This window comes from Mucilaginibacter roseus, assembly GCF_021215455.1.
GTDB lineage: Bacteria > Bacteroidota > Bacteroidia > Sphingobacteriales > Sphingobacteriaceae > Mucilaginibacter > Mucilaginibacter roseus.
This window is the reverse complement of record NZ_JAJPWV010000002.1, coordinates 608238-629972: the sequence shown is the minus strand read 5'-3', so window position 1 is coordinate 629972 and position 21735 is coordinate 608238. Positions and strand designations below refer to the sequence as shown.

The following is a 21735-nucleotide window of genomic DNA, read 5'->3' as shown; positions in this document are numbered from 1 at the left end:
TACCCGGCTTTTTGCATTTATAAATATTAAAATCGCTTACAAAATATCCTTTATATGCTTGTAATTGGCTTTGATAGTGTCGAGCACCTCGTCCATTTGTCCGTTGAGCACTAATTTACTCATGGATAGCGCCATGCCTTTTACCTGCTTAAACTCGATCTTTGGCGGCATGGCCAGCGCGTTAGGGTCTGTCATTACGTTGATCAATGCCGGGCCATCATGGGCGAAGGACGCTTGTATGGCCGCTTTAACTCCCGCAGGTTCATTAACAGTAAAGCCCTTCATGCCCATGGCTTGCGCTACCAGCATAAAATCAGGATTATGCATATCAGTTTGCCAGTCGGGCAAGCCTGCTACTTCCATTTCCAGCTTTACCATCCCTAACGACCGGTTATTGAATACGATGATCTTTACCGGTAATTTATATTGTGTGATGGTTGCCAGGTCACCCAGTAGCATAGACAGGCCACCGTCGCCACACAGGGCGACTACCTGCCGGCCCGGAAAAGCCAGCGCCGCGCCGATAGCCTGGGGCATGGCGTTAGCCATGGAGCCGTGGTTGAACGAGCCCAGCATTTTACGCTTGCCTGTCGCGTTGATATAACGCGCACCCCACACGCACGACATACCGGTATCTACAGTGAAAATAGCATCGTCGTTAGCCAGTTCATCAATACAGTGGGAAACATATTCCGGGTGGATCTTATCGGTTTCACCGGTGTCTTCCACATAGGTGTGCATCTTTTTTTTAACCTCCCCGTAAAACTCCTGTTGTTCCTTTAGAAATTTATCATCGGTGCTTTGGTTAACCAACGGAAGCAAGGCTTGCAGGGTATCTTTTACTGATCCGCATAAACCAATATCAACATTGGCACGGCGGCCTATGCGCTCCGGTTTGGTTTCTACCTGCACTATGGTACAGTCAGACGGGATGAAATTAGCGTAAGGAAAATCGGTGCCCAGTAGCAAAATCAGATCCGAATGGTGCATGCTTTGGTAGGCCGATGGTAAACCCAGCAAGCCGGTCATGCCTACCTCATTAGGATTATGGTGCTGTATATCCATCTTGGCACGGAAGGAGTAGGCTACCGTAGCATGCAGTTTTTGGGATAGTGCAACTACCTCATCATGTGCGTCGGCAGCACCTATGCCGCAAAATATGGTAATTTTTTTATGCTGGCCAAGAACAGATGCCAGGTTGCTCAGATCAGCATCCGATGGTTTGATAACCGGAACCGGATTAAAGTTTTGTGTGGCGGTGGTTATTTCTTCGGCATCCATTCCGGTAATGTCGCCAGGCAAGCCTAACACGGCAACGCCTTTTTTATGTAATGCAGCCTGTATAGCACCCTGCAACATACGTGGCAGTTGTTTGGGCGTAGTAGCAATCTGGTTGTAATGACTACAATCGGCAAAAAGTTTTAGCGTATTGGTTTCCTGGAAGTACTCGGTGCCAAACTCGGTAGTGGCTATAGTTGATGCAATGGCAATAACCGGCGCGCCTGAGCGGTGCGCATCATACAATCCATTAATGAGGTGTACGTGGCCCGGTCCGCTGCTACCCGCGCAACAGGCAATGCCAGTTAACTCAGCTTCGGCAGCCGCCGCGTAGGCACCTGCTTCTTCATGGCGCACGTGTACCCATTGTATCTTTCCTGATCGCCTAACGGCATCATTTACCTCGTTCAAACTATCGCCGGTAACGGCGTATATGCGTTTAATGCCCGCGTTTATCAGCATTTCAACCAATTGGTCGGCTACTGTTTTTGCCATAGTTTTATTTGTTAATGTTTAAACACTTACATAGCAACCAATGGTTTAAGTAGGAGTTTTAAAAAAGGTGAAAAGCTTTAATGGTTTATTCATTTATTAAGAGACTGTGCTCTAAACATCGTCAGTCTGCTTTTGGGCGCAGGGCTCAGTTACTTTACCTTAGATGCAAAGTAACCAAACATCAAGCCGGAAAAAACCTTCAGCCCCACAGGCCATACTCCTTGGCCCGGTTTTCCGGCAGGCCACCGCTTTTTTATTTGATTCTATGACTGAGTTAAATGTAAAATCACAAACTGTAAATAAGCTCAATGTCCGGCATCAGTAATGCCCGGAGTAGCACAGACTCTGCCAAAGCATAACCTTTCACCGGGCAGGACGTAGCCGGCGACTTTTGCTTCTTTTGTTCGCACAAAAGAAGTTGAGGACAGGTAATTAACCGTGTATTATTATAAGTCTACAATCTTAGTTATAAATTGCTTTTTATCATCTAAACCCTTATATTGTATGCCCCTTTAAAATAAGGGCATCTATACATGACCGAAAGACAAATCAATATAGCCTTTAAAGAGTATACTTCTGTTGATGAACTATCCGAAGCCGATAAGGCATTATGCCTTGAAGCTGTAAAAGCGCTGGATACTTCGCACTCACCTTATTCGCACTTTAAGGTAGGGGCGGCTTTGCAGTTAAAAAGCGGTAAAGTATTACGCGCCAGCAACCAGGAAAATGTGGCCTATCCATCTGGTTTATGTGCCGAGCGGGTAGCGCTGTTTAACTGGGGTGCCAACCATGCCGATGATGCTGTGGTTACCATGGCCGTTACCGCGCAAACCAATGACTTTGAATTGCTAAAGCCCATAACATCGTGCGGGGCTTGCCTGCAGGTGATGGCCGAATGCGAAAAAATGCAAAACAGCCCATTGCGTGTGCTGTTGTATTGTATAAACGGCCCGGTTTGGGTGGTTGAGGGAGTGCAGAGCTTTTTGCCTTTCCTGTTTTTTGAAGACCGTTTAACACATTAACCAATGAAAATTAAGCTCGTATTACTTTTATTTACTACGCTTTTTACTATTAACGCCAATGCTCAAAAAGGCTTTCCGTTTGATGCCGAGGTGCGCCAGTTTAAACACCAGGATAGCTTACAAATGCCGGCGCCGGGCGGTATATTGTTCGTAGGCAGTTCGTCCATTAGATTGTGGGATGACCTGGAAAAGCGTTTTGAGGGTAAGCCGGTTATAAAACGCGGACTTGGCGGCTCCGAACTTTGGCAATGGGTAGAATATTACACACCTTATGTGTTGTTTCCGTATCAGCCAAAAAAAGTTTTTATATATGCTGGTGAAAATGATATTGCTTCAGGCCGTACGGCGCAAAACGTAGCCGGTAGTTTTGAAAAGCTGTGGACAATGATCCATGATAAGTTGCCCAATACCGAGATCTACTTCCTGTCAATAAAGCCAAGCCCAAGCAGGGCTAAATTTTTAAATGAAGTGATATTGGCCAACAACCTGATCAAGGCTTATGCGGATAGCAAGCCTAAAACTAAATATATTGACGTTGCTACGCCTATCCTCAACAAAAAAACAATGCGCCCTGATTCTTCGCTATTTAAAGGCGATTACCTGCACCTGAATAGCAAGGGGTATGACAAGTGGGAAAAAGTTTTAAAAAAATACGTGAAATAGCCTTAGTTTAGGCAAATGATGAAATGCCGTTCGTTACTTATTGCTTTAATGATTTTGCTTGCACCCGGTATCGGCAGGTCGCAATCGTTTAAAAAAATATCAACCGATCTGGTTTTTACCGATGCCCCTTTTAAGCAATGTCACGCATCAACCATAGTACAAAATAATGCGGGCGAGCTGTTGCTGGCCTGTTTCGGCGGCACGCAGGAGGGCAAGAACGATGTTTCCATATGGATAACCAAGCTTAGTGATGGCAAGGCAAGCGATGTAAAAATAGTAGCCGATGGCGTGGTGAACGACACGTTGCGTTACCCGGCCTGGAACCCCGTGCTATTTAAGGATAAAGCCGGAAAGATTACGTTGTTTTACAAAGTTGGCGCTAACCCCCGGGAGTGGTGGGGGATGTATAAAACCTCAACCGACGATGGCAAAACATGGTCGGCGGCCGTGAAGTTGCCTGCCGGTATTTTGGGGCCAATAAAAAACAAACCCATACAGTTACCAAATGGCGTGATCCTGTCTCCATCGAGCATTGAGGAGATGGGTGAGAATGGCCGCTGGAAAGCGCATATTGAACGTTCGGCAGATAATGGTAAAACCTGGGATAATATCCCGGTAGATACCGCCGGAAAATTCGATGTGATACAACCCAGCGTATTAACCTATCCCGGTGGCAGGTTACAGATACTTTGCCGTAGTAAGCAGGGCAAGGTAGTACAAGCCTGGTCGACCGATGGTGGAAAAACCTGGAGTAAACTTTCGGAAACAACACTGCTCAACCCTAATTCAGGTACAGATGCGGTCACTTTAAAAAGTGGCAGGCAATTAATCGTCTATAATCCGGATGTGCCGGGTAAAGACTGGTTTAACGGTCGCGGGAAATTACGCGTTGCCAAGAGTACCGATGGGCAAAAATGGACAGATGTTGCCGAATTAGAGAATGGTGACAAAGAGGAGTACAGCTATCCCGCCATTATACAAACCAAAGACGGCCTGATCCACATTACCTATACGTACGACCGAAAGAACATAAAGCATGTAGTGCTTCGGGAAAGCAGTAGGTAATATAATACTTACTCTATCAATATATTATCGCCAAATTTTTGCGAAACGGTGGTATGTTCCTTGCCGTTAATGCTAATCACCAGCGAATTATCAAAAGAGATTTTCTCTATCAATTGTATTTTGGTACCAATGCCAATGTTGAGCTTAGCGAGATATTGCAAAAAGGCGCTGCTGGTATCGCGCACTGCCGCTACCTCGCAGGTGCTACCGGCCTTCATGGCTGCAAGCGTAACCGAATAAGGCTTGGCCATTTTACCGTTAGCTTTTGGTATCGGGTCGCCATGAGGGTCATACTCCGGGAACCCTAAAAATTTATCGAGCCTATCGGCCAGGGTATCGTTATTTATATGCTCCAGTTCTTCGGCAATATCATGTATTTCATCCCAATGGTAGCCAAGTTTCTCTAACAAAAAAACTTCCCATAAGCGGTGCCGTCTAACTATCAGCACGGCATCTTTTAAACCCTGAGCGGTTAGTTTTACTCCCTTTTTCTTGTCGTACTCAATTAATTGCTTTTCGCTTAGTTTGCGTATCATATCAACCACCGAGGCGGGGTTGTTGCCTAATGATTCGGCTATGGCAGTGGGGGTTATCTTACCATCCGCCTGTGCTAAACGGTAAATAGTCTTTAAGTAATTTTCTTCGGACAGGGTATACATATCTACAATACGGTTGTACAAACATACTTATTACTTTAAATAAATAAAATTAGTCAAACCTAATTTTATTTATGTCGTATGTATAATTAATTATATATGTTTGTGCAAAATTAGAATGTATGAGGCTATTAGTACTTAATATTATATGTGTATTACTTCCTGGTTTGTTATTCGCGCAGGTTGGTGCTGTTAAAGGTCGCATCATGGCTGATACCGCGGGCCTGCCTTTTGCATCGGTAGCAGTAAGCGGCACAAAACTGGGTACCCGGGCTGATGCCAATGGCTATTTTGAGTTGAAGGGTATTCCGGCGGGAAATCAAGTGATCAATTTTTCAAATGTAACCTTTGAAAGCAAGCGCGTTAAAGTGAATGTCATTAACGGCGAGCAACAAACTATCAACGTAAGCCTTAAGCCGCTGGAAACTAAATTAAATGAGGTAATAGTAACCGGCGTTTCACGGGCAACACAATTGCGTAAAAACCCGGTTCCGGTGGCCGTGCTGTCAAAAAGTACATTGGAGCGGCAGGTGAGTACTAATATAATTGAGAGCGTGGTAAAAGGTGTGCCAGGCGTTAATGCAGTTACTACCGGGCCTAATATATCCAAGCCCTTTATACGCGGTTTGGGCTATAACCGGGTGCTTACATTGTACGATGGTATTCGCCAGGAAGGCCAGCAATGGGGTGATGAACATGGTATCGAGATAGATGCTTACGGCCTGGGCAGGGTTGAAGTGGTAAAAGGCCCGGCAAGTTTAACCTATGGGTCGGACGCTTTGGCGGGGGTGATCAATATGATACCATATATACAGCCGGATAGCGCTGGTTTAAAAGGTGATGTTACCACTGAATACCATACCAATAATGGTATGGCTGGCACATCAATTGGTTTGGCTTATAGCAAAAGCGACTGGAAATACAACTTGCGCGGCACTTATAAAATGGCGCATGATTACCGCAACCGTACCGACGGCTACGTATACAACAGCGGCTTTCGCGAGCTAAATTTCACAGGCATAGCCCGTACCGATAAAAACTGGGGTTACACACAAATAGCCGCCACGCTATACCATAATTTACAGGAGATACCCGATGGCAGCCGCGATTCGCTTACCCGCAGGTTTACCAAACAGGTTGCTGAGAACGATGATATTAAAAACCGTCCGCTGGTTAATGATGATGAGCTGCGTACCTACTCTATAGCCCCCCTGCATCAAAGCATAAAACATTACCGGGTGTACTCGCAAAGCCGGTTTAAGGTGGGCGAGGGCAGCATCAATGCGCTGGTTGGCGTTCAGCAAAATATCCGGCAGGAGTATACGCATCCAACCGCGCTTAAACAGGCCGCGCTGGATATAGTGCTAAATACTTTGAATTACGAAGCCCGCTATAACCTGCCGGTATTTGCCGGGATAGAAAGCACCATTGGCGCTAATGGCTTTTACCAAACCAACCGCAATAAAAGCGCTACCGATTTTCCGATACCTGATTATAACCTGTTTGACATTGGCACTTATATCTTCGCTAAAAAAAGCTGGGGCAAGGTTGATGTATCGGGCGGGTTGAGGTATGATAATCGTCATATTAAATGGAATGATTTTTATGTAGGCACCGATTCGCAAACGGGCTTTGGCAAGCAGGTGCAGACCGGCACGCCCGATGCAGTTCTGCAATTCCCGGAGTTTGATAAAAACTACACCGGCATTTCCGGGAGCCTGGGTTTAACTTATAATATCACCGAGCGACTACTGGTAAAGGCTAACGTAGCCCGAGGTTATCGCGCACCAAATATTACTGAGATCGGCTCAAACGGGCTCGACCCTGGCGCGCACATTGTTTATCTGGGCAACCGTACCTTTAAACCGGAGTTTAGCTTACAGCAGGACGTAGGATTTATTGCCTACCTGCGCCATATGGACATAATGGCCGAGTTATTTAATAATAATATCGACAACTATATTTACCAGGCCCGCCTTACCGATGCTAACGGTAACCCCGTTGTTATTGTGGAAGGTAATAGCACCTATCAATACCAGCAATCAAAGGCACGGCTATATGGTGCCGAGTTTACGCTCAACCTGCATCCCGAAGGGTTAAAGTGGCTCAACTTTAACAATAGTTTGGCTTATGTGCGCGGCATAAATAAAAATGAGGCGTTGATAGAACAATCAAACGGCGCGGCAAAGTACCTGCCTTTTATACCGCCGCTGCACTTACGTTCGCAGTTACGTTTCAAGCTGAATGGTGAATATGGCGCGTTCTCCAAAATTTATGTAGGTATCGAGGCTGATATTTATTCAGAGCAGGATAAGTTCTACGCCCTCGACAACACCGAAACCTACACACCCGGTTACACGCTTATCAATTTAAGCGCGGGTACTGCCATCAAAACCCGGAGCGACAAAAAATACCTTGAGCTTTTTTTACAGGCTGATAATGTGTTTGACAAGGTGTATCAATCCAACCTCAACCGTTTAAAATACTTTGAGTACTATCAGTCATCACCAAACGGCAGGATGGGTATTTACAACATGGGCCGCAATGTAAGCGTAAAAGCGATTTGGCATTTTTAATACGGAGAACCATTCTATACGTCTTCATCACATCAAACCTTAAAATTTAATTAGCGTTTAATGTGGAGAACGTATTTTTACACCATGAAAAACTACAAAATATTATTATCTGCCGCGGCTTTAGCGCTGGCCTCGTGCGGTGCCGGTAACAGCAAATCGGGCAATGCCGATACAACTGCAAACAATGCCGATACTACTGCACAACAGGATGCCCCGAAAACCATCTATGCCACCATGCAAATAGCCGATACGGTGAAAATGGGCGAACCGGTTAATTTAAAATTTACGGTATATAATCCGGCTGATACAGCATCAAAATTCTTGAAATGGCATACCCCATTCGAGCCACCTTTAAGCAAATATGTCGACATTAAAAGCGAGGACGGGCAGGAAGCCAGCTACAAAGGCGCTATGGCCAAACGCATGATGCCGCCACCTGCCGACAGCTACATCAAGCTTGCCCCGGGCGATAGCATCTCAGCTACGGCCGACCTGTCAAAATCATACGCTATTGAAAAACCAGGCAAATATACCGTGGTTTACAACAGCACAGGTGTAAGCGGACTAGTGGTTAAGGATAGCGTGAGCTTTGTGTATGCCCAGTAGTTCAGAACTGCAATGAGGGTGTATGTATTGGATAAAACAAAAGCAAGCAGTATAAAAAGGCGGTTATTGATACGCTCGCTTGCCATTATTTTGCCGGGTGTTTTAATGGTAATGGGTTATCAATATTATACCGCCCCTACAAGCGAAAAAGGCTTGCAACTTTTGGTTTCTCTTTTTGTGCTGTCATTTTTATTGATCGCTATGTACGTAATGGTCAGTAAGATTATGGCGTCCTATATGTTGTTAAAAATAATAGTTAGTGATAACGGGATTGAGGTTAAGGTCGTTACCGGAAGCAGGTTTTTGCCCTGGAACAACCTTGCTGTTAAGCAAAAAGCCGGTGGTTCAATTATATTGTGGGATACAACAGTTTCCGCCTTTGACCGTATGATGAAAGGGACCGGAAAAATAATGATACCTTATGGAATTCTGGATCGCGAAAAGCTGCTGGCTGATATATTAGCATATACCGGTTCGGGCAGATCCTGATGTGCTGTTTGAAAATCTTTTCTTTGATAATTGCCCAAAGAAAGCCAACTTCGCAGTCCGAAAAAACGACGCTTATGGTAACCCATTTCAAAAAAATTGCCACCGAACTTGCTATTGCCGAAAAACAGGTAAGCGCCACCGCCAACCTGCTTGATGAGGGTGCTACCGTGCCCTTTATATCGCGCTACCGTAAGGAGCTGACGGGCAGTTTGGATGAAGTTCAGGTAGCCGCCGTGCGCGACAGGTTGCAGCAATTGCGCGATCTGGATAAGCGTCGGGAAGCCATCCTGAAGTCTCTTGCTGATATGGGCAAGTTAACGCCCGAACTTGAGGCTAAGGTAAATGAGGCTGAAACCATGGTATCATTAGAGGATATCTATCTGCCCTATCGCCCCAAGCGTAAAACCCGGGCAACCGCTGCACGCGAAAAAGGATTACAGCCACTGGCCGACGCCTTGTTGGAGCAGACCCGGTTTGATGTTGAAGCGGAGGCAGAGAAATACATCGATACGGAAAAAGGTGTAGCTGATATAAACGAAGCCCTCGCCGGGGCGCGCGATATTATTGCCGAGTACATTAGCGAGCATGCCGATACCCGTACCAAAATGCGTGAACTATTTATTCAAAAAGGTACTATACAAAGCAAAGTGGTTGACGGCAAGGAGCATGACGGAATTAAATACAAGGATTACTTTGATTGGAGCGAACCGGTAAAAACAGTTCCGTCGCACCGTTTACTGGCCATGCGCCGCGGCGAAAAGGAAGAGATACTTTGGCTGGATATAAAGCCTGAAGATGATGAGGCCACCGCTTTGCTGGAGAAAGCTTTTATAAAGGGTAGCAACCCGGCATCGCAGCAAGTGCAACTGGCCCTGTTGGATAGCTACAAGCGTTTGCTGAAGCCATCCATGGAGACAGAAATTCGTTTGTACACCAAAAAACAGGCTGATGAAGAAGCCATCCGTGTATTTGCGGAGAATGCCCGTCAGTTGTTACTGAGCGCTCCGCTGGGGCAAAAGCGCGTTATGGCCATTGACCCCGGTTTCCGTACGGGTTGTAAGGTGGTTTGTTTGGATGAGCAGGGTAAGCTGTTAGAGAATACAACCATCTACCCGCATACCGGCGCAGGCAATGTACGAGAAGCTGAAAAAACGGTTAAACATTTAGCGGAACAATATCAAATACAGGCTATAGCCATAGGCAACGGCACCGCAGGCCGGGAAACCGAGGTTTTTGTGCGCGGCTTAAACTTGCCGGGCGTTACCACTGTAATGGTGAATGAAAGCGGCGCTTCTATCTACTCTGCTTCAGAGGTTGCACGGGAGGAATTTCCGGACAAGGATGTTACTGTGCGTGGCGCGGTATCTATCGGCCGCAGGCTGATGGACCCATTGGCAGAGCTGGTAAAGATCGACCCAAAATCAATCGGTGTAGGGCAGTATCAGCACGATGTGGATCAGAATAAACTGCAAACCTCGTTGGATGATACCGTTATCAGTTGCGTAAACGCAGTAGGGGTGGAGCTCAACACGGCATCAAAACAAATATTAGCATACATATCGGGCCTTGGCCCGCAGCTGGCGCAAAACATAGTTAGCTATCGCGATCAGAACGGTGCCTTTAAACGCCGTGACCAACTGCGTAAGGTAGCCCGTTTGGGCGACAAGGCCTACGAGCAAGCGGCCGGTTTCTTGCGTATACGTGATGCGGTAAACCCACTTGACGCGAGCGCTGTACACCCCGAACGGTATGCGCTGGTTGAGCAAATGGCCAAAGATCATAACTGTAAGGTTAAAGATTTAATGACCGATGATAAGCTACGCAAAAGCATCAGCCTGCAAAAGTATGTGTCGGATACGGTGGGTTTACCAACCTTGAATGATATTATGGCCGAGTTGGCCAAGCCGGGCCGAGATCCGCGTGAGCAGTTCGAGGCATTTAGCTTTACCGATGGCGTTAATGCTATTGATGATCTGAAAGTAGGTATGAAATTGCCCGGCATTGTAACCAACATTACGGCCTTTGGCGCCTTTGTTGATATTGGCGTACACCAGGATGGCTTAGTGCACCTGAGCCAGATCACTAACCGCTTTATAAAAGATCCGAACGAGGTATTAAAGGTGCATCAGAAGGTTGAAGTGCGTGTTACCGAGGTTGACGTTAACCGCAAGCGTATTTCGCTATCTATGAAGGATGACGAAAAGCCTGCTCAACCGCGTCGTAATGATAATAACCGGGCGGCATCCAACCAAAAAAATAAGCCACACCCGGAAACGGATATGGCTGCTAAGCTTGCTGCTTTAAAAAGTAAGTTTAAGTAAACGTTTTATTCCAGCGTTATCTGGCGTTTAATGCTTTCTTCAAGTGAAATAAATGTCTCGGTACGCTGGATGCCGCTTACGCTTTGTATGTGCTCGTTAAGTACTTCACGCAGGTGGTTGGTGTCATGGCATACAATTTTGGCGAAAATGCTCCAGCTGCCAGTGGTGTAATGCAGTTCAACAATCTCGTTGATCTTTTTTAACTGTGCCACAGCTTCCTGGTATTGCGAACCTTTTTCAAGGTAGATACCCAGGAAAGCGGTAATATCATATCCTAATTTTTGCGGGTCAACCTCCAGGCTCGCACCCTTTATAACGCCCATCTCTTCAAGCTTTTTCATACGTACGTGTATGGTACCGCCTGATACGATAAGTTCCTTTGCAATCTCGGTATACGGAGTAGTTGCATTCTTCATTAAGATTGATAATATCTGTATATCGAGATTATCAATTTCTAAATTTTGGGCTTTTCTGTGGGGCATAAATTAGAAAATCTATATTTTAATACAAGTTTAATTAAAATCTGAATAAAAATAAAATTATTTTATTGAAATATTTGCAAGAATTTAAGTTGTCCCTTAAATTTGTATTAAGCAAATGAGAAATGCTTGAAGTTCTTTAAAAGAAAAAATACTGTTGGGTGGTGAAATTTTTGGCAGACACACCTCCTTGTCCCGGTGGCGGAGATCATAGGAAACCCGAAGCGGGCTAACTACTCTGTGGAGGTTCGAATCCTTCCCCAACAGCATCCGATGGCTCGGATAATTACTGTAGGATGGTGAAATTTTGGCAGACACACCTCCTTGTCCCGGTGGCGGAGAACCTGGGAAACTCTTAGTAATAAGAATAACCACTCCGTGGAGGTTCGACTCCTTCTCCTACAGCTCTTCTCATAATTTAGGTTTATAATTGGTTAGTAAAGGCCCCTGCCCATCAGGGGCTTTGCTTTTTTATGAGGTTTTTACCTTTAAACCCGCCCTTCCAACCCAAACACCTCCGCCAGTAACTCGTATGATCTCACCCTGTCCTCAAAATTTTCGCAAATGGTTATCGCTATAATCTCATTAACCTGATATTCCTCTGCCAGCATGGTAAGTTTTTGTTTGATTTCGTTGGGAGTGCCGGTAACTATGCGTTTGGCATGATGGATAAGCCGGTCAACCTCGGGCTGATTGTATACCACATCCTTTACATCATCATACGTTAGCGGACCAATGGGGCCGCCTTTTTCAAACTGTAAAAAGCGGTGCTCCATAACCGCGCGGTGCTGCATTAGCTTTTCTGCGTCCTCTGAACAAAAAACAAACAACGCCACGTTTGCTTGCGCCTCAGGCATATCTTCGGATGGCTGAAAGCGCTCACGGTAAAGTTTCACCGCCGCCGCGCCGCCATTAGGATTGATAAAGTGCGCATATGATAGGCCCATGCCAAAATGCGAGGCAAACAATCCGCTTTGCCCGCTTGAGCTAAGCAGCCACATACCCGGCACGGTTTGTACCTGTGGTATGGCGCGTATGCGTGCTTTTATTGTTCCCGGTTCGCCACGGTCATGAAAATAGTCAACCAGATCGGCAAGCTGCTCTACAAAATCCTGCTCCTTAAACTGGTTTGATGGGTTAAGTATGCTGGCGGTAATACGGTCGGTACCCGGTGCACGGCCCATGCCCAGATCAATCCGCCCGGGAAACAACGCTTCCAACATTCTGAAATTCTCGGCTACTTTTAAAGTACTGTGGTTAGGCATCATAATACCGCCTGAGCCTATACGCAGGTGTTTAGTAACACCCGCCAGATGGGCGATCAATACCTCGGGTGTCGACCCGGCCAATATGCCGGTGTTATGATGTTCTGATACCCAAAAGCGGTGATAGCCCAGTTTATCGGTAAATTGTGCTAATGCTATAGTTTCCTGAACAGCCTGCTCGGCAGTAGCGCCTTTGCGAACGGGCGACTGATCAAGAACACTCAAGGTGATGTTATTTGTACTCATATAATAGCTTTAGAAAGCACAAATCTATGAGGCGCATCGTCGAAAAACGACTTGACAGCTGATTATGGCATTGTTGTTACTAAAGGCTATTTATTTGCAGTTTTGGTAATTTCATCATTATAATGCTTAAACATTCCTAAGCCATAAACAACACCAAGTGCGAGGTACGGATTTTTTGAGACATTGCCCTGTAGTTTAAAACCAATACTGGCGCCAAATGCCGTAGGCTCACCAACAGGTATAATATGATAAATACGAAAGCGCCGTTTCCTGCCCTTAAACCAGTTCACGTTAAATTCAAAAGGTAAGCCGGGATAATAGGCGTAAGTTATGGTTTTGCCACCGTCGGCTTTAGGATATTTACGTACGCGGTAATTGAATGAGGCGCCAGCCGAAAAACTTAAGCCTCGTGTATTGGTGAGGTATCTTCGGCCGTATAGCATGCCATATTCCTTATAATATCCCTGATCTTCAATGGCAATTATTTGTAATTTTCTTAATTGAGGATTTCTGTCAGCCAGATCGGCAATGGCGTTATATCTTAGGGTGAACAGATTTTTTTTGTGCTGATAATTAATATTGAAACCACCGTAAATACCTGTAGCCCCTAAAAAGGACCACCCAAAATGAAAATCGCTATAAATAACAGGGTTGGTTTTTGTTTGATTTAAACTTTGAGCACTATCAACTTTCAAGCTATCCTGAGCAACAACGTTTACCGTGATGTAGAGCAGTGCAAATAAGGTAAGAATAACTTTAGGTTGCATATGAATGTGATATGCGTTAAATATAAAGAGTAACGGTTATATAAGTTTAAGTCTCTCTATAAAAATTTGGTGCATAAAAAAGCCCGCTTTAAAAATAAAGCAGGCTTTAAAATTGTATTTAGTTTGGTTTGGAGGTCTTATTTGGTAACGTACATTACCTGTTTAACCGCCTTAACCACTCTGTCGGCATTTGGCAGGTACTCCTGTATCAGGGTAGGAGCGTATGGAAGTGGCACGTCGCCACCCATAATACGTTGAATAGGCGCATCTAAATAATCAAACGCGTCTTTTTGAACTTTAAAGGCAACCTCAGTCGCGATAGAACCTAACGGCCAGCTTTCTTCAACAATTACTAAACGGTTGGTTTTCTTAACCGATTCAATAACGGTAGCGTAGTCAATAGGGCGAACGGTGCGCAGGTCAATAACCTCAGCATTGATGCCTTCTTTAGCGAGTTCTTCGGCAGCGGCGTTAACCACTTTCATAATTTTACCGAAGCCTACCAGGGTAACATCAGTACCTTCTTTTACTACTTTAGCTTTACCTATTTCAATGTAGTAGGTTTCTTCAGGCACTTCGCCTTTGTCGCCGTACATTAATTCTGACTCCATGAAGATAACCGGATCCGGATCAAGGATAGCTGATTTTAACAAACCTTTAGCATCGTAAGGGTTTGATGGTACAACCACTTTTAAGCCAGGGCAGTTGGCATACCAGTTTTCAAAACACTGGCTGTGCTGTGAGCTAAGCATACCCGCGTTGCCGGTTGGGCCACGGAAAACGATTGGCACAGAGAACTGGCCACCGCTCATGCTCATCATTTTTGCCGCGGCGTTGATAACCTGGTCAATAGCTACAAGCGAGAAGTTGAAGGTCATGAACTCGATGATCGGCTTTAAGCCATTCATGGCCGAGCCGATACCGATACCTGCAAAACCCAATTCAGAGATAGGCGTATCAATAACGCGTTTCGCGCCAAATTCATCAAGCATACCCTGGCTTACTTTGTAGGCACCGTTATATTCGGCAACCTCTTCACCCATCAGGTATATTTTATCATCATTGCGCATTTCTTCCGACATTGCCTCGCGAAGCGCTTCTCTGAATTGTATTTCTCTCATTGTACTTTGAAAAATGATTTTTTTACGGACGCAAATATAATCGATAATGTTTGAAATGCAATCTGCCCGCATTTTAATAAAGTCATTTTTACAGGGCGTGTTTATAAGTTTGTTACATTAGGCAAACAAAACTTTATCTGCATGAAATTTCCTTCGTTGAAAAATTTAGCCGAAAGTGCCGCCAAAACCGCAAAGCGTTTCCCTTTTGAATTGCTTTTCGCGCTTACGGCAACAATAGCTACCACTGTAAATATTGAGCTGAATACCATTGCCCGCGAGGCCGAGAACTGGTGCCTGCGCCTTACCATGATGGGTAACCTGGGTTTGTTGCTTAATCTTTCGGCTACCCTTTTTGCGGAGGCGCATGCACTTGCCCGGGCCAAAAAGCTGCTGCTAAATTTGCTCGCATCTATCATAGCAGTTGCCATATTGTTCCTGCTTGATCCTACCGAGCGCGAATCAGACTATACCCGTTTCTTTTTACTAAGCATAGCGCTGCACCTGGTGGTGGCCTATTCGGGTTTTACAGAAAGCGGGCGAATACAAGGTTTCTGGCAATTCAATAAAACCTTGTTTCTGCGATTTTTGACCTCGGCACTGTACTGCGTGGTTTTAGGGCTTGGTATTTCGGCAGCTGTAGGTGCAGTAAATTATCTTTTCGGGGTTAATTTTGAGTTTGATACCTACCGCATCATCTGGACCTGGATCGTGTTCATGTTCGGTACCCTGTTCTTTTTATCTGGCGTGCCTACAGATTTTACCGCTTTAGATGGCGACTTTAGTTATCCGAAAGGATTAAAAGTGTTCACCCAGTATGTGCTCATTCCGCTGGCAACCATTTATGTAGCCATATTATTAGCTTATGAGGTTAAGATTTTAGCGAAGTGGAATCTGCCCAAAGGTAATGTGGGCTACCTCATTATGGGGTATTCGGTATTCGGCATACTATCGTTATTGCTGGTTTACCCCATACGTGAGCAAGCCGAAAACAAGTGGCTTAAAACCTATGCGCGCAGTTTTTACTTTTTAATGTTGCCCTTGCTGGTGCTGTTGTTTGTAGCTATAGGCGCAAGGGTTTTTAAATATGGCATTACCGAGTTCAGGTATTTTTTGATAGCATTGGCCTGCTGGCTGTTGTTTATCACCATCTATTTTTTGCTGTTTAAAAAACAGAATATAAAATTGATACCGATAACCTTAAGCATCCTTGCCCTGCTATCGGTGTATGGCCCGCAGGGCGCTTTTTCGGTGTCTGAGTTTTCTCAGCGGCGCATCCTGGCAAACATTATGGAGCGTAATGGCAGTTACCGCGATGGTAAATTCATCCCCGTAAAAAAAATAAGTAAGCAAGATGGTAACCGTGCGGTAGCGGTTTTGGAATATTTGGTTAACCGGCACGACATTACTTCACTGCAATCTTATTTTAACACAAATCTGCAAGCCGTAAGCGATTCGTTAGGTAAACGAAACAGTAAATGGAACAAGGGTTTCGCAATGGACCGGTACGAGTTAAGGATGAATAAATTAACGTGGGTGAAAAAGCAGTTAAACCTGAACAAATTTAGCGGCAGGTATTACGACGGTGATGTGGTAGAAGTTGATTTACCATTTGTAAATTACATTTTTAACAATAAAGATGAAGTGCTGGTTTTAAAAGGATATGATTATATAATTGATTTGAATGCTTATACCGATACAGCCGGTGTGATATCAAGAGGAGCGGATTTAACCATCAAACAAAAATCTAAATCTTACAAGTATTCAATATGGATAAATAATGAACTGATCACTTTTGACCCCAATGAGTTGATTCCTACATTGACTGCCAGGTACCCTAAAAAAGATGATGAGGGAGTTGATACAAATATTGAAGCGGTTGCCATACCGGCATCATTATTAACGCTTTCAGGCCAGTCAAAAAGTTTTGAGGTGAAACTGGTGTTGAGCAGATTAAGTTACAGCTATGAAAATAAAAAGATAACCCGAATTGATCTGAGCGGTACCTACTTGATCAAACGCAAATAAAAAAGTAAAGGGTCCGGTAAATTTTACCAGGCCCTTTACTTTTTTATAATTGCAGTGTATGGTGGCAGTTTTCAATTTCTAATCTCCGATGACTACTCACCACTCACTACTCACCGCTCACCAACTTATTTCCTTTCGCCCTTTAACGTAGCAGCTATTTCTAACGCTTTTTGGGCATTAACAATGCCGCCTGTTTTTGATAGGGTGGTAAAGTCAACCTTATCGGTTTTGCTGCCTGGTTTTAACACCATGGTGCCGTTAAGTGGCGTGGCCGATTGCAGGATAACCTGTTTCAGTTGTTTGGCGCTCAGTTTAGGATAATACTCTAACACTAAGGCCGCAACACCTGCTGTAATTGGCGAGGCAAAGCTGGTACCGTCTGCCGTGTTAAACTCGGCATCCTTGTCAACCGACGTTACCTTTACGCCGGGAGCGAAAACGTCCACATTCTTTTTACCATAGTTGCTGAATGATCCGGCCAGTTCCTGGTCGTTTTTAGCGGCTGATGCGCCTACTACAATCACGTTGTCCATATCTGTAACCGAGCCATCCTCAAAGGTATCATTCGGGAATTGTGGTTTTGCATCAACATCCTGGTTATCGTTACCTGCGGCCTGCACCAGCAATACGTCTTTTGATGCTGCGTATTTAAAGGCCTCATCCACCCATTTTTTATGTGGCGATAGTTTTTTACCAAAGCTCATGTTAATAATCTTGGCACCGTTATCAACCGCGTAGCGGATAGCTTTGGCTATATCCTTGTCGTATTCATCACCATTCGGAACGGCCTTTATACCCATTATGCGCACATTATCGGCAACGCCATCAATACCGTAACCGTTGTTGCGTACCGCACCGATCAGGCCTGCAACGCCAGTACCATGCGATGCATCCGGGAATTTAAGGATGTTGCTGCCGTAAGGCTTGGTGTCCCAAACATCCGGGTTATCACCTACTATGCGCTGGCGCGAAGTAAGGTCAGGGTTGAGGTCGTTATTCAGTTTGGTAAGATATTCGCTAAGCTCCTTAATAACACCCGCGGCATCATCATCCCCGCCTTGCTGGGTAAAGATTGACTGCCATATGGCTTTGCTCTGCATAATGGTATCATTAGCGGAAGTGATCTTCTCCAGGTCGCCTTTTTTAAATGAACCTTCGGCATTCAGTTTAAGTTCGCGTTTAATGTAACCGCTGGTAGCCATCAATACGTTCAATACCGGCGATAACTGATCGGTCTCCGTTTTAGCTTTAGCAACGGTAGTATCGTGTGTTGCCTTTACCTGTTGCCAGTAGGCAAATTCTTTTTTATCAGTAGCGTTTGCTGCGGTAATGCTTGCGTATTTACCTTTCAGGCGATTGTATTCACGCACTTCCTCAGTAGTTTCGGTATAATCGGCTTTGCCGCCCGGGCCGCCTAAAAAGTTCCAGCCGTGTACATCATCAACGTAACCGTTTTTGTCGTCATCCTTGCCGTTGGCGGCTTTTTCTTTCGGGTTTACCCAAAGTATGGGTGCCAGGTCCTTTTGTGCGGTATCAATACCGCTATCAATGGTGGCTACTACCACCGTTTTACTTTTTTTGCCTTTTATCAATTCATAAGCCGGGGTAAGGCTTATGCCAAAGTAACCATCGGTCTTCAGGTCGAGCAGGTGCCAGTTCTTTGGCAATTCGGCCGCAGGCGCAGCGGGTGCCGCCGGTGTTTGGGCATGCGCGCCAACCGTAAGCAATAAAGCGCTGGCAAGCAAGGGGGCGGCTATCGTCTGTTTAAAATTAAGCATGTATAACTGTATTGTTTTAAAGTGTATGATCTATAATGACTGGCGGGCAATGATTGTTTATAAGGAAGAATACCTCTATGCGCGGCCATGTTTGCGGTGTTGTACTAAATTTATAGTTTTTGTCGTTTATATGTAAACAGTAAACGGATTAACAACAAGGTTGCGTATAATGTTGTATCTTTATCAAAGGTAATTTTTTAATCCGATTTCGGCCATCAACCCTCCGCCGTATTCTTGCCCTTTAATATTTGTTTATTATCAGGTAGTTACAGCTGCAGGTTGTTAGCTAATGTTCGGATGTGGAAAACTAAATAAATACCACATTGATTTTAGTTGTTAAATTCAATGCAAATAAGCCTTAAAAAGCAACATTTTAATATGATTGCTTTATAAGCGAGATGTTCTGCAAACAAATTAGTGAATGGAAGAAGAATTTGAATTTGGTTTTACTGAGGATCCCAAGTTCTCGGTAGAACGTTACGAAGAGATGATTCGTAACCACGACCAGTACTTTTTTGATGCCCAGGCGTTTGAGAACATTATCGACTACTACATCGAGAAGAACGATCCGCCGAAAGCATTACAGGTAGTGGAGTATGCCCGTAACCAGCACCCGTTTGCCGCAGTGTTTTTAATTAAGCAGGCACAATTGCTGATGGTTACCAACCGTGCAAGCGATGCTTTTGAAGCCCTTGACAAGGCCGCCATGCTCGAAGCGTCTGACCCGGATATCTACATCATCCGCGGTAATTTGTACGAGAGTATGGAGCGCTATAGCGAAGCCCTCGAGAACTATGAAAAGGCACTTCAACTGGCTGATGATACTGATGAGGTATTATTGCATATGGCCTATGTGCATCAAAATATGGGTGAGTATGAGCAGGCTGTTGTGTACTTAAAACGCTGCCTTGAGCAGAATATGGAAAACCAGGATGCCTTGTACGAACTGGCTTTTTGCTATGATGTGCTCGACAACCAGGAGGAAAGCGTACAGTTTTATCAGCAATATATTGATAACGAGCCTTACAGCTATGCTGCCTGGTATAACCTGGGCAATGCCTTTACCAAGCTTGGCTTGTTTGAAAAGGCTATTGATGCTTACGATTACGCCATCCTGATTAAGGACAGCTTCGCGTCGGCTTATTTTAATAAAGGCAACGCGCTGGTTAACCTCGAAAAATATGCTGAAGCTATTGAGGTTTACCGCCAGACCTTTGAATACGAGCAACCCAATGCCGATACTTACTGTGCCATTGGCGAGTGCTACGAGAAACTGGAGCAGATGGATGAGGCCCGCGCGTTCTACAAAAAATCAGTTAAAATGGATTCCAAGCTGGCTGATGCATGGTTTGGGATAGGAGTAACGCTTGATTTTGAGGAACGCTATTTTGAGGCGCTGCACTTTTACAAAAAGGCACTCGACCTTGACCTGTCAAACGCTGATTACTGGTTTGCCATTGCCGATGCCGAGTACAAACTGGGGCATGTTGAGGAAGCAGAGAAAGCATATGAAAAAGTGGTGGAGCTTAACCCGGTTGATGTAGATGCCTGGTTAGATTATTCGTCCATATTATATGAGCAGGAAAAACTGGCAGAAGCGATAGAGGTGATGACACAGGCCATCAAAAATAATCCTGACGCGGCCGAGCTATATTACCGTATGGTAGCTTACCTGTTTGCCCAGGGCGATTATAATGAGGCGCTGAACCAGTTGGAACTGGCGCTGGCCACTGATCCGGAGAAACATTACATCCTGTTTGATTATTTACCGCAACTGCAAAAAAACAAGGTGATCATTGATATCATCAGCAGGTATACAAGATAGTTTTTTGATTAATGCTTTATTTTTTCAGCGGCCGGATAACCCGGCCGCTGTTTTTTTATAAGCTCAGGTAAGGTGTCCACCAGTTAGAGATCAGGTTTTCGCTAACCTCAGTAGGGGTACCGGGCGATGGCATAAACAAGCTGATGCCTTTTTGCGCGGCATAGTCGATCACCTTTTCGGCCGGCTCGTACCAGGCATGCGGAGCAAGATTAAAAGTGCCCCAATGTATTGGCAGCATTACCTTGCCTTTTAAAGCTAAATGGGCATTGGTGGCATTGTCAGGCCCCATGTGTATATCGGGCCAGTATTTGCCATAGGCGCCAACCTCAAGCATGGTTAAATCAAACGGACCAAACGCATCACCAATATCCTTAAAACTGGGCGATGGCCCCGAGTCGGCACCAAAGTAAATATTATGCTGCGGCCCTTTTATCACGAATGATGACCAGAGCGTTTCATCACGGTTTAACATTCTTCCGGAGAAATGTCTGGCAGGCGTTGCCGTTATTTTAAGGTGATCAAGCTGCGTACTATCGCCCCAGTTTAATTCGGTAACGGTTTTAACTCCCCATTTGCGCAGGTATCGCTCAACGCCTAATGAGCATATAAACGGAATGTTTTTAGTGGCCAGGTATTCAATGGTGTTCTTATCCAGGTGATCATAGTGATCGTGCGAGCTGATCACGGCATCAATATGCGGTAACTGGTTTAACGGTAGCGGGGCATCAAAAAAGCGTTTGGGCCCTATGCGTTGCGTGAATGATACCCGCTGGCTCCAAACCGGATCAGTAAGCAGGCGTTTACCATCAATTTCGATGATGATGCTGGAGTGGCCTATCCAGGTAATTCTCAATCCGCCGGCGGGCGGTGTGTTGTATAGGGATGCATCCGTATTAAATGGCCCTAATGTTTTTTTGGGTACGTTTTCTTCTTTATTGGTGATGTACTCGCGCAGTATCGGCAGCATGCGGCCGAGCCCGGCGGCATCAGTAGGTATAACGTTGACAAATTTTTTGCCTTCTTTTTTAGCGGGTTGTATGCCCATGGTGTGGTGTGTT

At 45.1% G+C, this 21735-nt stretch carries 17 protein-coding genes and 1 tRNA gene; 10 read left to right on the top strand and 8 right to left on the bottom strand.

From position 1 onward, the window contains the following. Positions 1-36: 36 nt before the first annotated feature. Positions 37-1773 carry a thiamine pyrophosphate-dependent enzyme gene (locus LT679_RS07635; protein WP_232176866.1) on the bottom strand — a complete coding sequence of 579 codons (1737 nt, stop codon included), beginning with the start codon at positions 1771-1773 and terminating at the stop codon, positions 37-39. Positions 1774-2306: 533 nt separating this feature from the next. On the opposite strand from LT679_RS07635, the gene LT679_RS07630 reads away from it, so the two are divergent. Genes LT679_RS07630 through LT679_RS07620 form a run of 3 tightly spaced genes read left to right on the top strand, consistent with a single transcriptional unit; the run spans position 2307 to position 4523 of the window. After that, entirely contained in the window at positions 2307-2795 is a 489-nt protein-coding gene (locus LT679_RS07630; protein WP_232176865.1) for a cytidine deaminase family protein, read from the top strand. A gap of 3 nt (positions 2796-2798) precedes the next feature. Next, positions 2799-3458 carry a GDSL-type esterase/lipase family protein gene (locus LT679_RS07625; RefSeq protein WP_232176864.1) on the top strand — a complete coding sequence of 220 codons (660 nt, stop codon included), beginning with the start codon at positions 2799-2801 and terminating at the stop codon, positions 3456-3458. A 15-nt stretch (positions 3459-3473) separates the two neighbouring features. Beyond that, a complete protein-coding gene (locus LT679_RS07620; protein ID WP_232176863.1) occupies positions 3474-4523 on the top strand; it encodes a sialidase family protein in 1050 nt (349 codons plus the stop codon). Positions 4524-4531: 8 nt separating this feature from the next. Here LT679_RS07620 and LT679_RS07615 read toward each other — a convergent pair whose 3' ends face one another. Continuing rightward, complete coding sequence (locus LT679_RS07615) at positions 4532-5182, bottom strand: metal-dependent transcriptional regulator (RefSeq protein WP_232176862.1); 651 nt, start codon at positions 5180-5182, stop codon at positions 4532-4534. Between the two features lie 119 nt (positions 5183-5301). Between LT679_RS07615 and LT679_RS07610 the strand changes: the two genes are divergently transcribed. The 4 genes from LT679_RS07610 (at position 5302) to LT679_RS07595 (ending at position 11171) form a co-directional block, all read left to right on the top strand. Next, positions 5302-7755, top strand: coding sequence for a TonB-dependent receptor (locus LT679_RS07610; RefSeq protein WP_232176861.1), 2454 nt, complete (start codon positions 5302-5304; stop codon positions 7753-7755). Positions 7756-7839: 84 nt separating this feature from the next. Next, positions 7840-8361, top strand: a complete 522-nt coding sequence (locus LT679_RS07605; RefSeq protein ID WP_232176860.1) for a protease — start codon at positions 7840-7842, stop codon at positions 8359-8361. Between the two features lie 12 nt (positions 8362-8373). Beyond that, positions 8374-8850: a hypothetical protein gene (locus LT679_RS07600; RefSeq protein ID WP_232176859.1), complete on the top strand. Its 477-nt coding sequence runs from the start codon at positions 8374-8376 to the stop codon at positions 8848-8850. Positions 8851-8924: 74 nt separating this feature from the next. Further along, on the top strand, positions 8925-11171 hold the full coding sequence (locus LT679_RS07595; protein WP_232176858.1) for a Tex family protein: 2247 nt from the start codon (positions 8925-8927) through the stop codon (positions 11169-11171). A 5-nt stretch (positions 11172-11176) separates the two neighbouring features. Here LT679_RS07595 and LT679_RS07590 read toward each other — a convergent pair whose 3' ends face one another. Further along, on the bottom strand, positions 11177-11653 hold the full coding sequence (locus tag LT679_RS07590) for an Lrp/AsnC ligand binding domain-containing protein (protein ID WP_228951284.1): 477 nt from the start codon (positions 11651-11653) through the stop codon (positions 11177-11179). 152 nt (positions 11654-11805) lie between these two features. On the opposite strand from LT679_RS07590, the gene LT679_RS07585 reads away from it, so the two are divergent. Beyond that, positions 11806-11917: transfer RNA gene (locus LT679_RS07585), tRNA-Asp, on the top strand. 221 nt (positions 11918-12138) lie between these two features. On the opposite strand, the gene LT679_RS07580 is transcribed toward LT679_RS07585, so the two are convergent. The 3 genes from LT679_RS07580 to LT679_RS07570 form a co-directional block, all read right to left on the bottom strand. Then, on the bottom strand, positions 12139-13161 hold the full coding sequence (locus tag LT679_RS07580; RefSeq protein ID WP_232176857.1) for an LLM class flavin-dependent oxidoreductase: 1023 nt from the start codon (positions 13159-13161) through the stop codon (positions 12139-12141). Between the two features lie 86 nt (positions 13162-13247). Further along, positions 13248-13928: a hypothetical protein gene (locus tag LT679_RS07575; protein ID WP_232176856.1), complete on the bottom strand. Its 681-nt coding sequence runs from the start codon at positions 13926-13928 to the stop codon at positions 13248-13250. A 137-nt stretch (positions 13929-14065) separates the two neighbouring features. Continuing rightward, complete coding sequence (locus LT679_RS07570; protein WP_262909258.1) at positions 14066-15121, bottom strand: pyruvate dehydrogenase complex E1 component subunit beta; 1056 nt, start codon at positions 15119-15121, stop codon at positions 14066-14068. Between the two features lie 69 nt (positions 15122-15190). Here LT679_RS07570 and LT679_RS07565 point away from each other — a divergent pair, with 69 nt between their 5' ends. Further along, positions 15191-17074: a DUF4153 domain-containing protein gene (locus LT679_RS07565; RefSeq protein ID WP_232176854.1), complete on the top strand. Its 1884-nt coding sequence runs from the start codon at positions 15191-15193 to the stop codon at positions 17072-17074. Positions 17075-17199: 125 nt separating this feature from the next. Here LT679_RS07565 and LT679_RS07560 read toward each other — a convergent pair whose 3' ends face one another. Further along, on the bottom strand, positions 17200-18852 hold the full coding sequence (locus tag LT679_RS07560) for a S8 family serine peptidase (protein ID WP_232176853.1): 1653 nt from the start codon (positions 18850-18852) through the stop codon (positions 17200-17202). Positions 18853-19273: 421 nt separating this feature from the next. On the opposite strand from LT679_RS07560, the gene LT679_RS07555 reads away from it, so the two are divergent. Beyond that, the gene (locus tag LT679_RS07555; RefSeq protein WP_232176852.1) at positions 19274-20677 is read left to right on the top strand and encodes a tetratricopeptide repeat protein; all 1404 of its coding nucleotides are present in this window, start codon (positions 19274-19276) and stop codon (positions 20675-20677) included. 55 nt (positions 20678-20732) lie between these two features. Here the strand turns inward: LT679_RS07555 and LT679_RS07550 are convergent, their stop codons facing one another. After that, positions 20733-21722, bottom strand: a complete 990-nt coding sequence (locus LT679_RS07550) for an MBL fold metallo-hydrolase (RefSeq protein ID WP_232176851.1) — start codon at positions 21720-21722, stop codon at positions 20733-20735. Positions 21723-21735: the final 13 nt, after the last annotated feature.

What these genes read in the sequence shown, in the direction of transcription:
- LT679_RS07635 (WP_232176866.1), bottom strand. Translation starts at nt 1,773, where the DNA reads ATGGCAAAAACAGTAGCCGACCAATTGGTTGAAATGCTGATAAACGCG.
- LT679_RS07630 (WP_232176865.1), top strand. Translation starts at nt 2,307, where the DNA reads ATGACCGAAAGACAAATCAATATAGCCTTTAAAGAGTATACTTCTGTT.
- LT679_RS07625 (WP_232176864.1), top strand. Translation starts at nt 2,799, where the DNA reads ATGAAAATTAAGCTCGTATTACTTTTATTTACTACGCTTTTTACTATT.
- LT679_RS07620 (WP_232176863.1), top strand. Translation starts at nt 3,474, where the DNA reads ATGATGAAATGCCGTTCGTTACTTATTGCTTTAATGATTTTGCTTGCA.
- LT679_RS07615 (WP_232176862.1), bottom strand. Translation starts at nt 5,182, where the DNA reads ATGTATACCCTGTCCGAAGAAAATTACTTAAAGACTATTTACCGTTTA.
- LT679_RS07610 (WP_232176861.1), top strand. Translation starts at nt 5,302, where the DNA reads ATGAGGCTATTAGTACTTAATATTATATGTGTATTACTTCCTGGTTTG.
- LT679_RS07605 (WP_232176860.1), top strand. Translation starts at nt 7,840, where the DNA reads ATGAAAAACTACAAAATATTATTATCTGCCGCGGCTTTAGCGCTGGCC.
- LT679_RS07600 (WP_232176859.1), top strand. Translation starts at nt 8,374, where the DNA reads ATGAGGGTGTATGTATTGGATAAAACAAAAGCAAGCAGTATAAAAAGG.
- LT679_RS07595 (WP_232176858.1), top strand. Translation starts at nt 8,925, where the DNA reads ATGGTAACCCATTTCAAAAAAATTGCCACCGAACTTGCTATTGCCGAA.
- LT679_RS07590 (WP_228951284.1), bottom strand. Translation starts at nt 11,653, where the DNA reads ATGCCCCACAGAAAAGCCCAAAATTTAGAAATTGATAATCTCGATATA.
- LT679_RS07580 (WP_232176857.1), bottom strand. Translation starts at nt 13,161, where the DNA reads ATGAGTACAAATAACATCACCTTGAGTGTTCTTGATCAGTCGCCCGTT.
- LT679_RS07575 (WP_232176856.1), bottom strand. Translation starts at nt 13,928, where the DNA reads ATGCAACCTAAAGTTATTCTTACCTTATTTGCACTGCTCTACATCACG.
- LT679_RS07570 (WP_262909258.1), bottom strand. Translation starts at nt 15,121, where the DNA reads ATGCGGGCAGATTGCATTTCAAACATTATCGATTATATTTGCGTCCGT.
- LT679_RS07565 (WP_232176854.1), top strand. Translation starts at nt 15,191, where the DNA reads ATGAAATTTCCTTCGTTGAAAAATTTAGCCGAAAGTGCCGCCAAAACC.
- LT679_RS07560 (WP_232176853.1), bottom strand. Translation starts at nt 18,852, where the DNA reads ATGCTTAATTTTAAACAGACGATAGCCGCCCCCTTGCTTGCCAGCGCT.
- LT679_RS07555 (WP_232176852.1), top strand. Translation starts at nt 19,274, where the DNA reads ATGGAAGAAGAATTTGAATTTGGTTTTACTGAGGATCCCAAGTTCTCG.
- LT679_RS07550 (WP_232176851.1), bottom strand. Translation starts at nt 21,722, where the DNA reads ATGGGCATACAACCCGCTAAAAAAGAAGGCAAAAAATTTGTCAACGTT.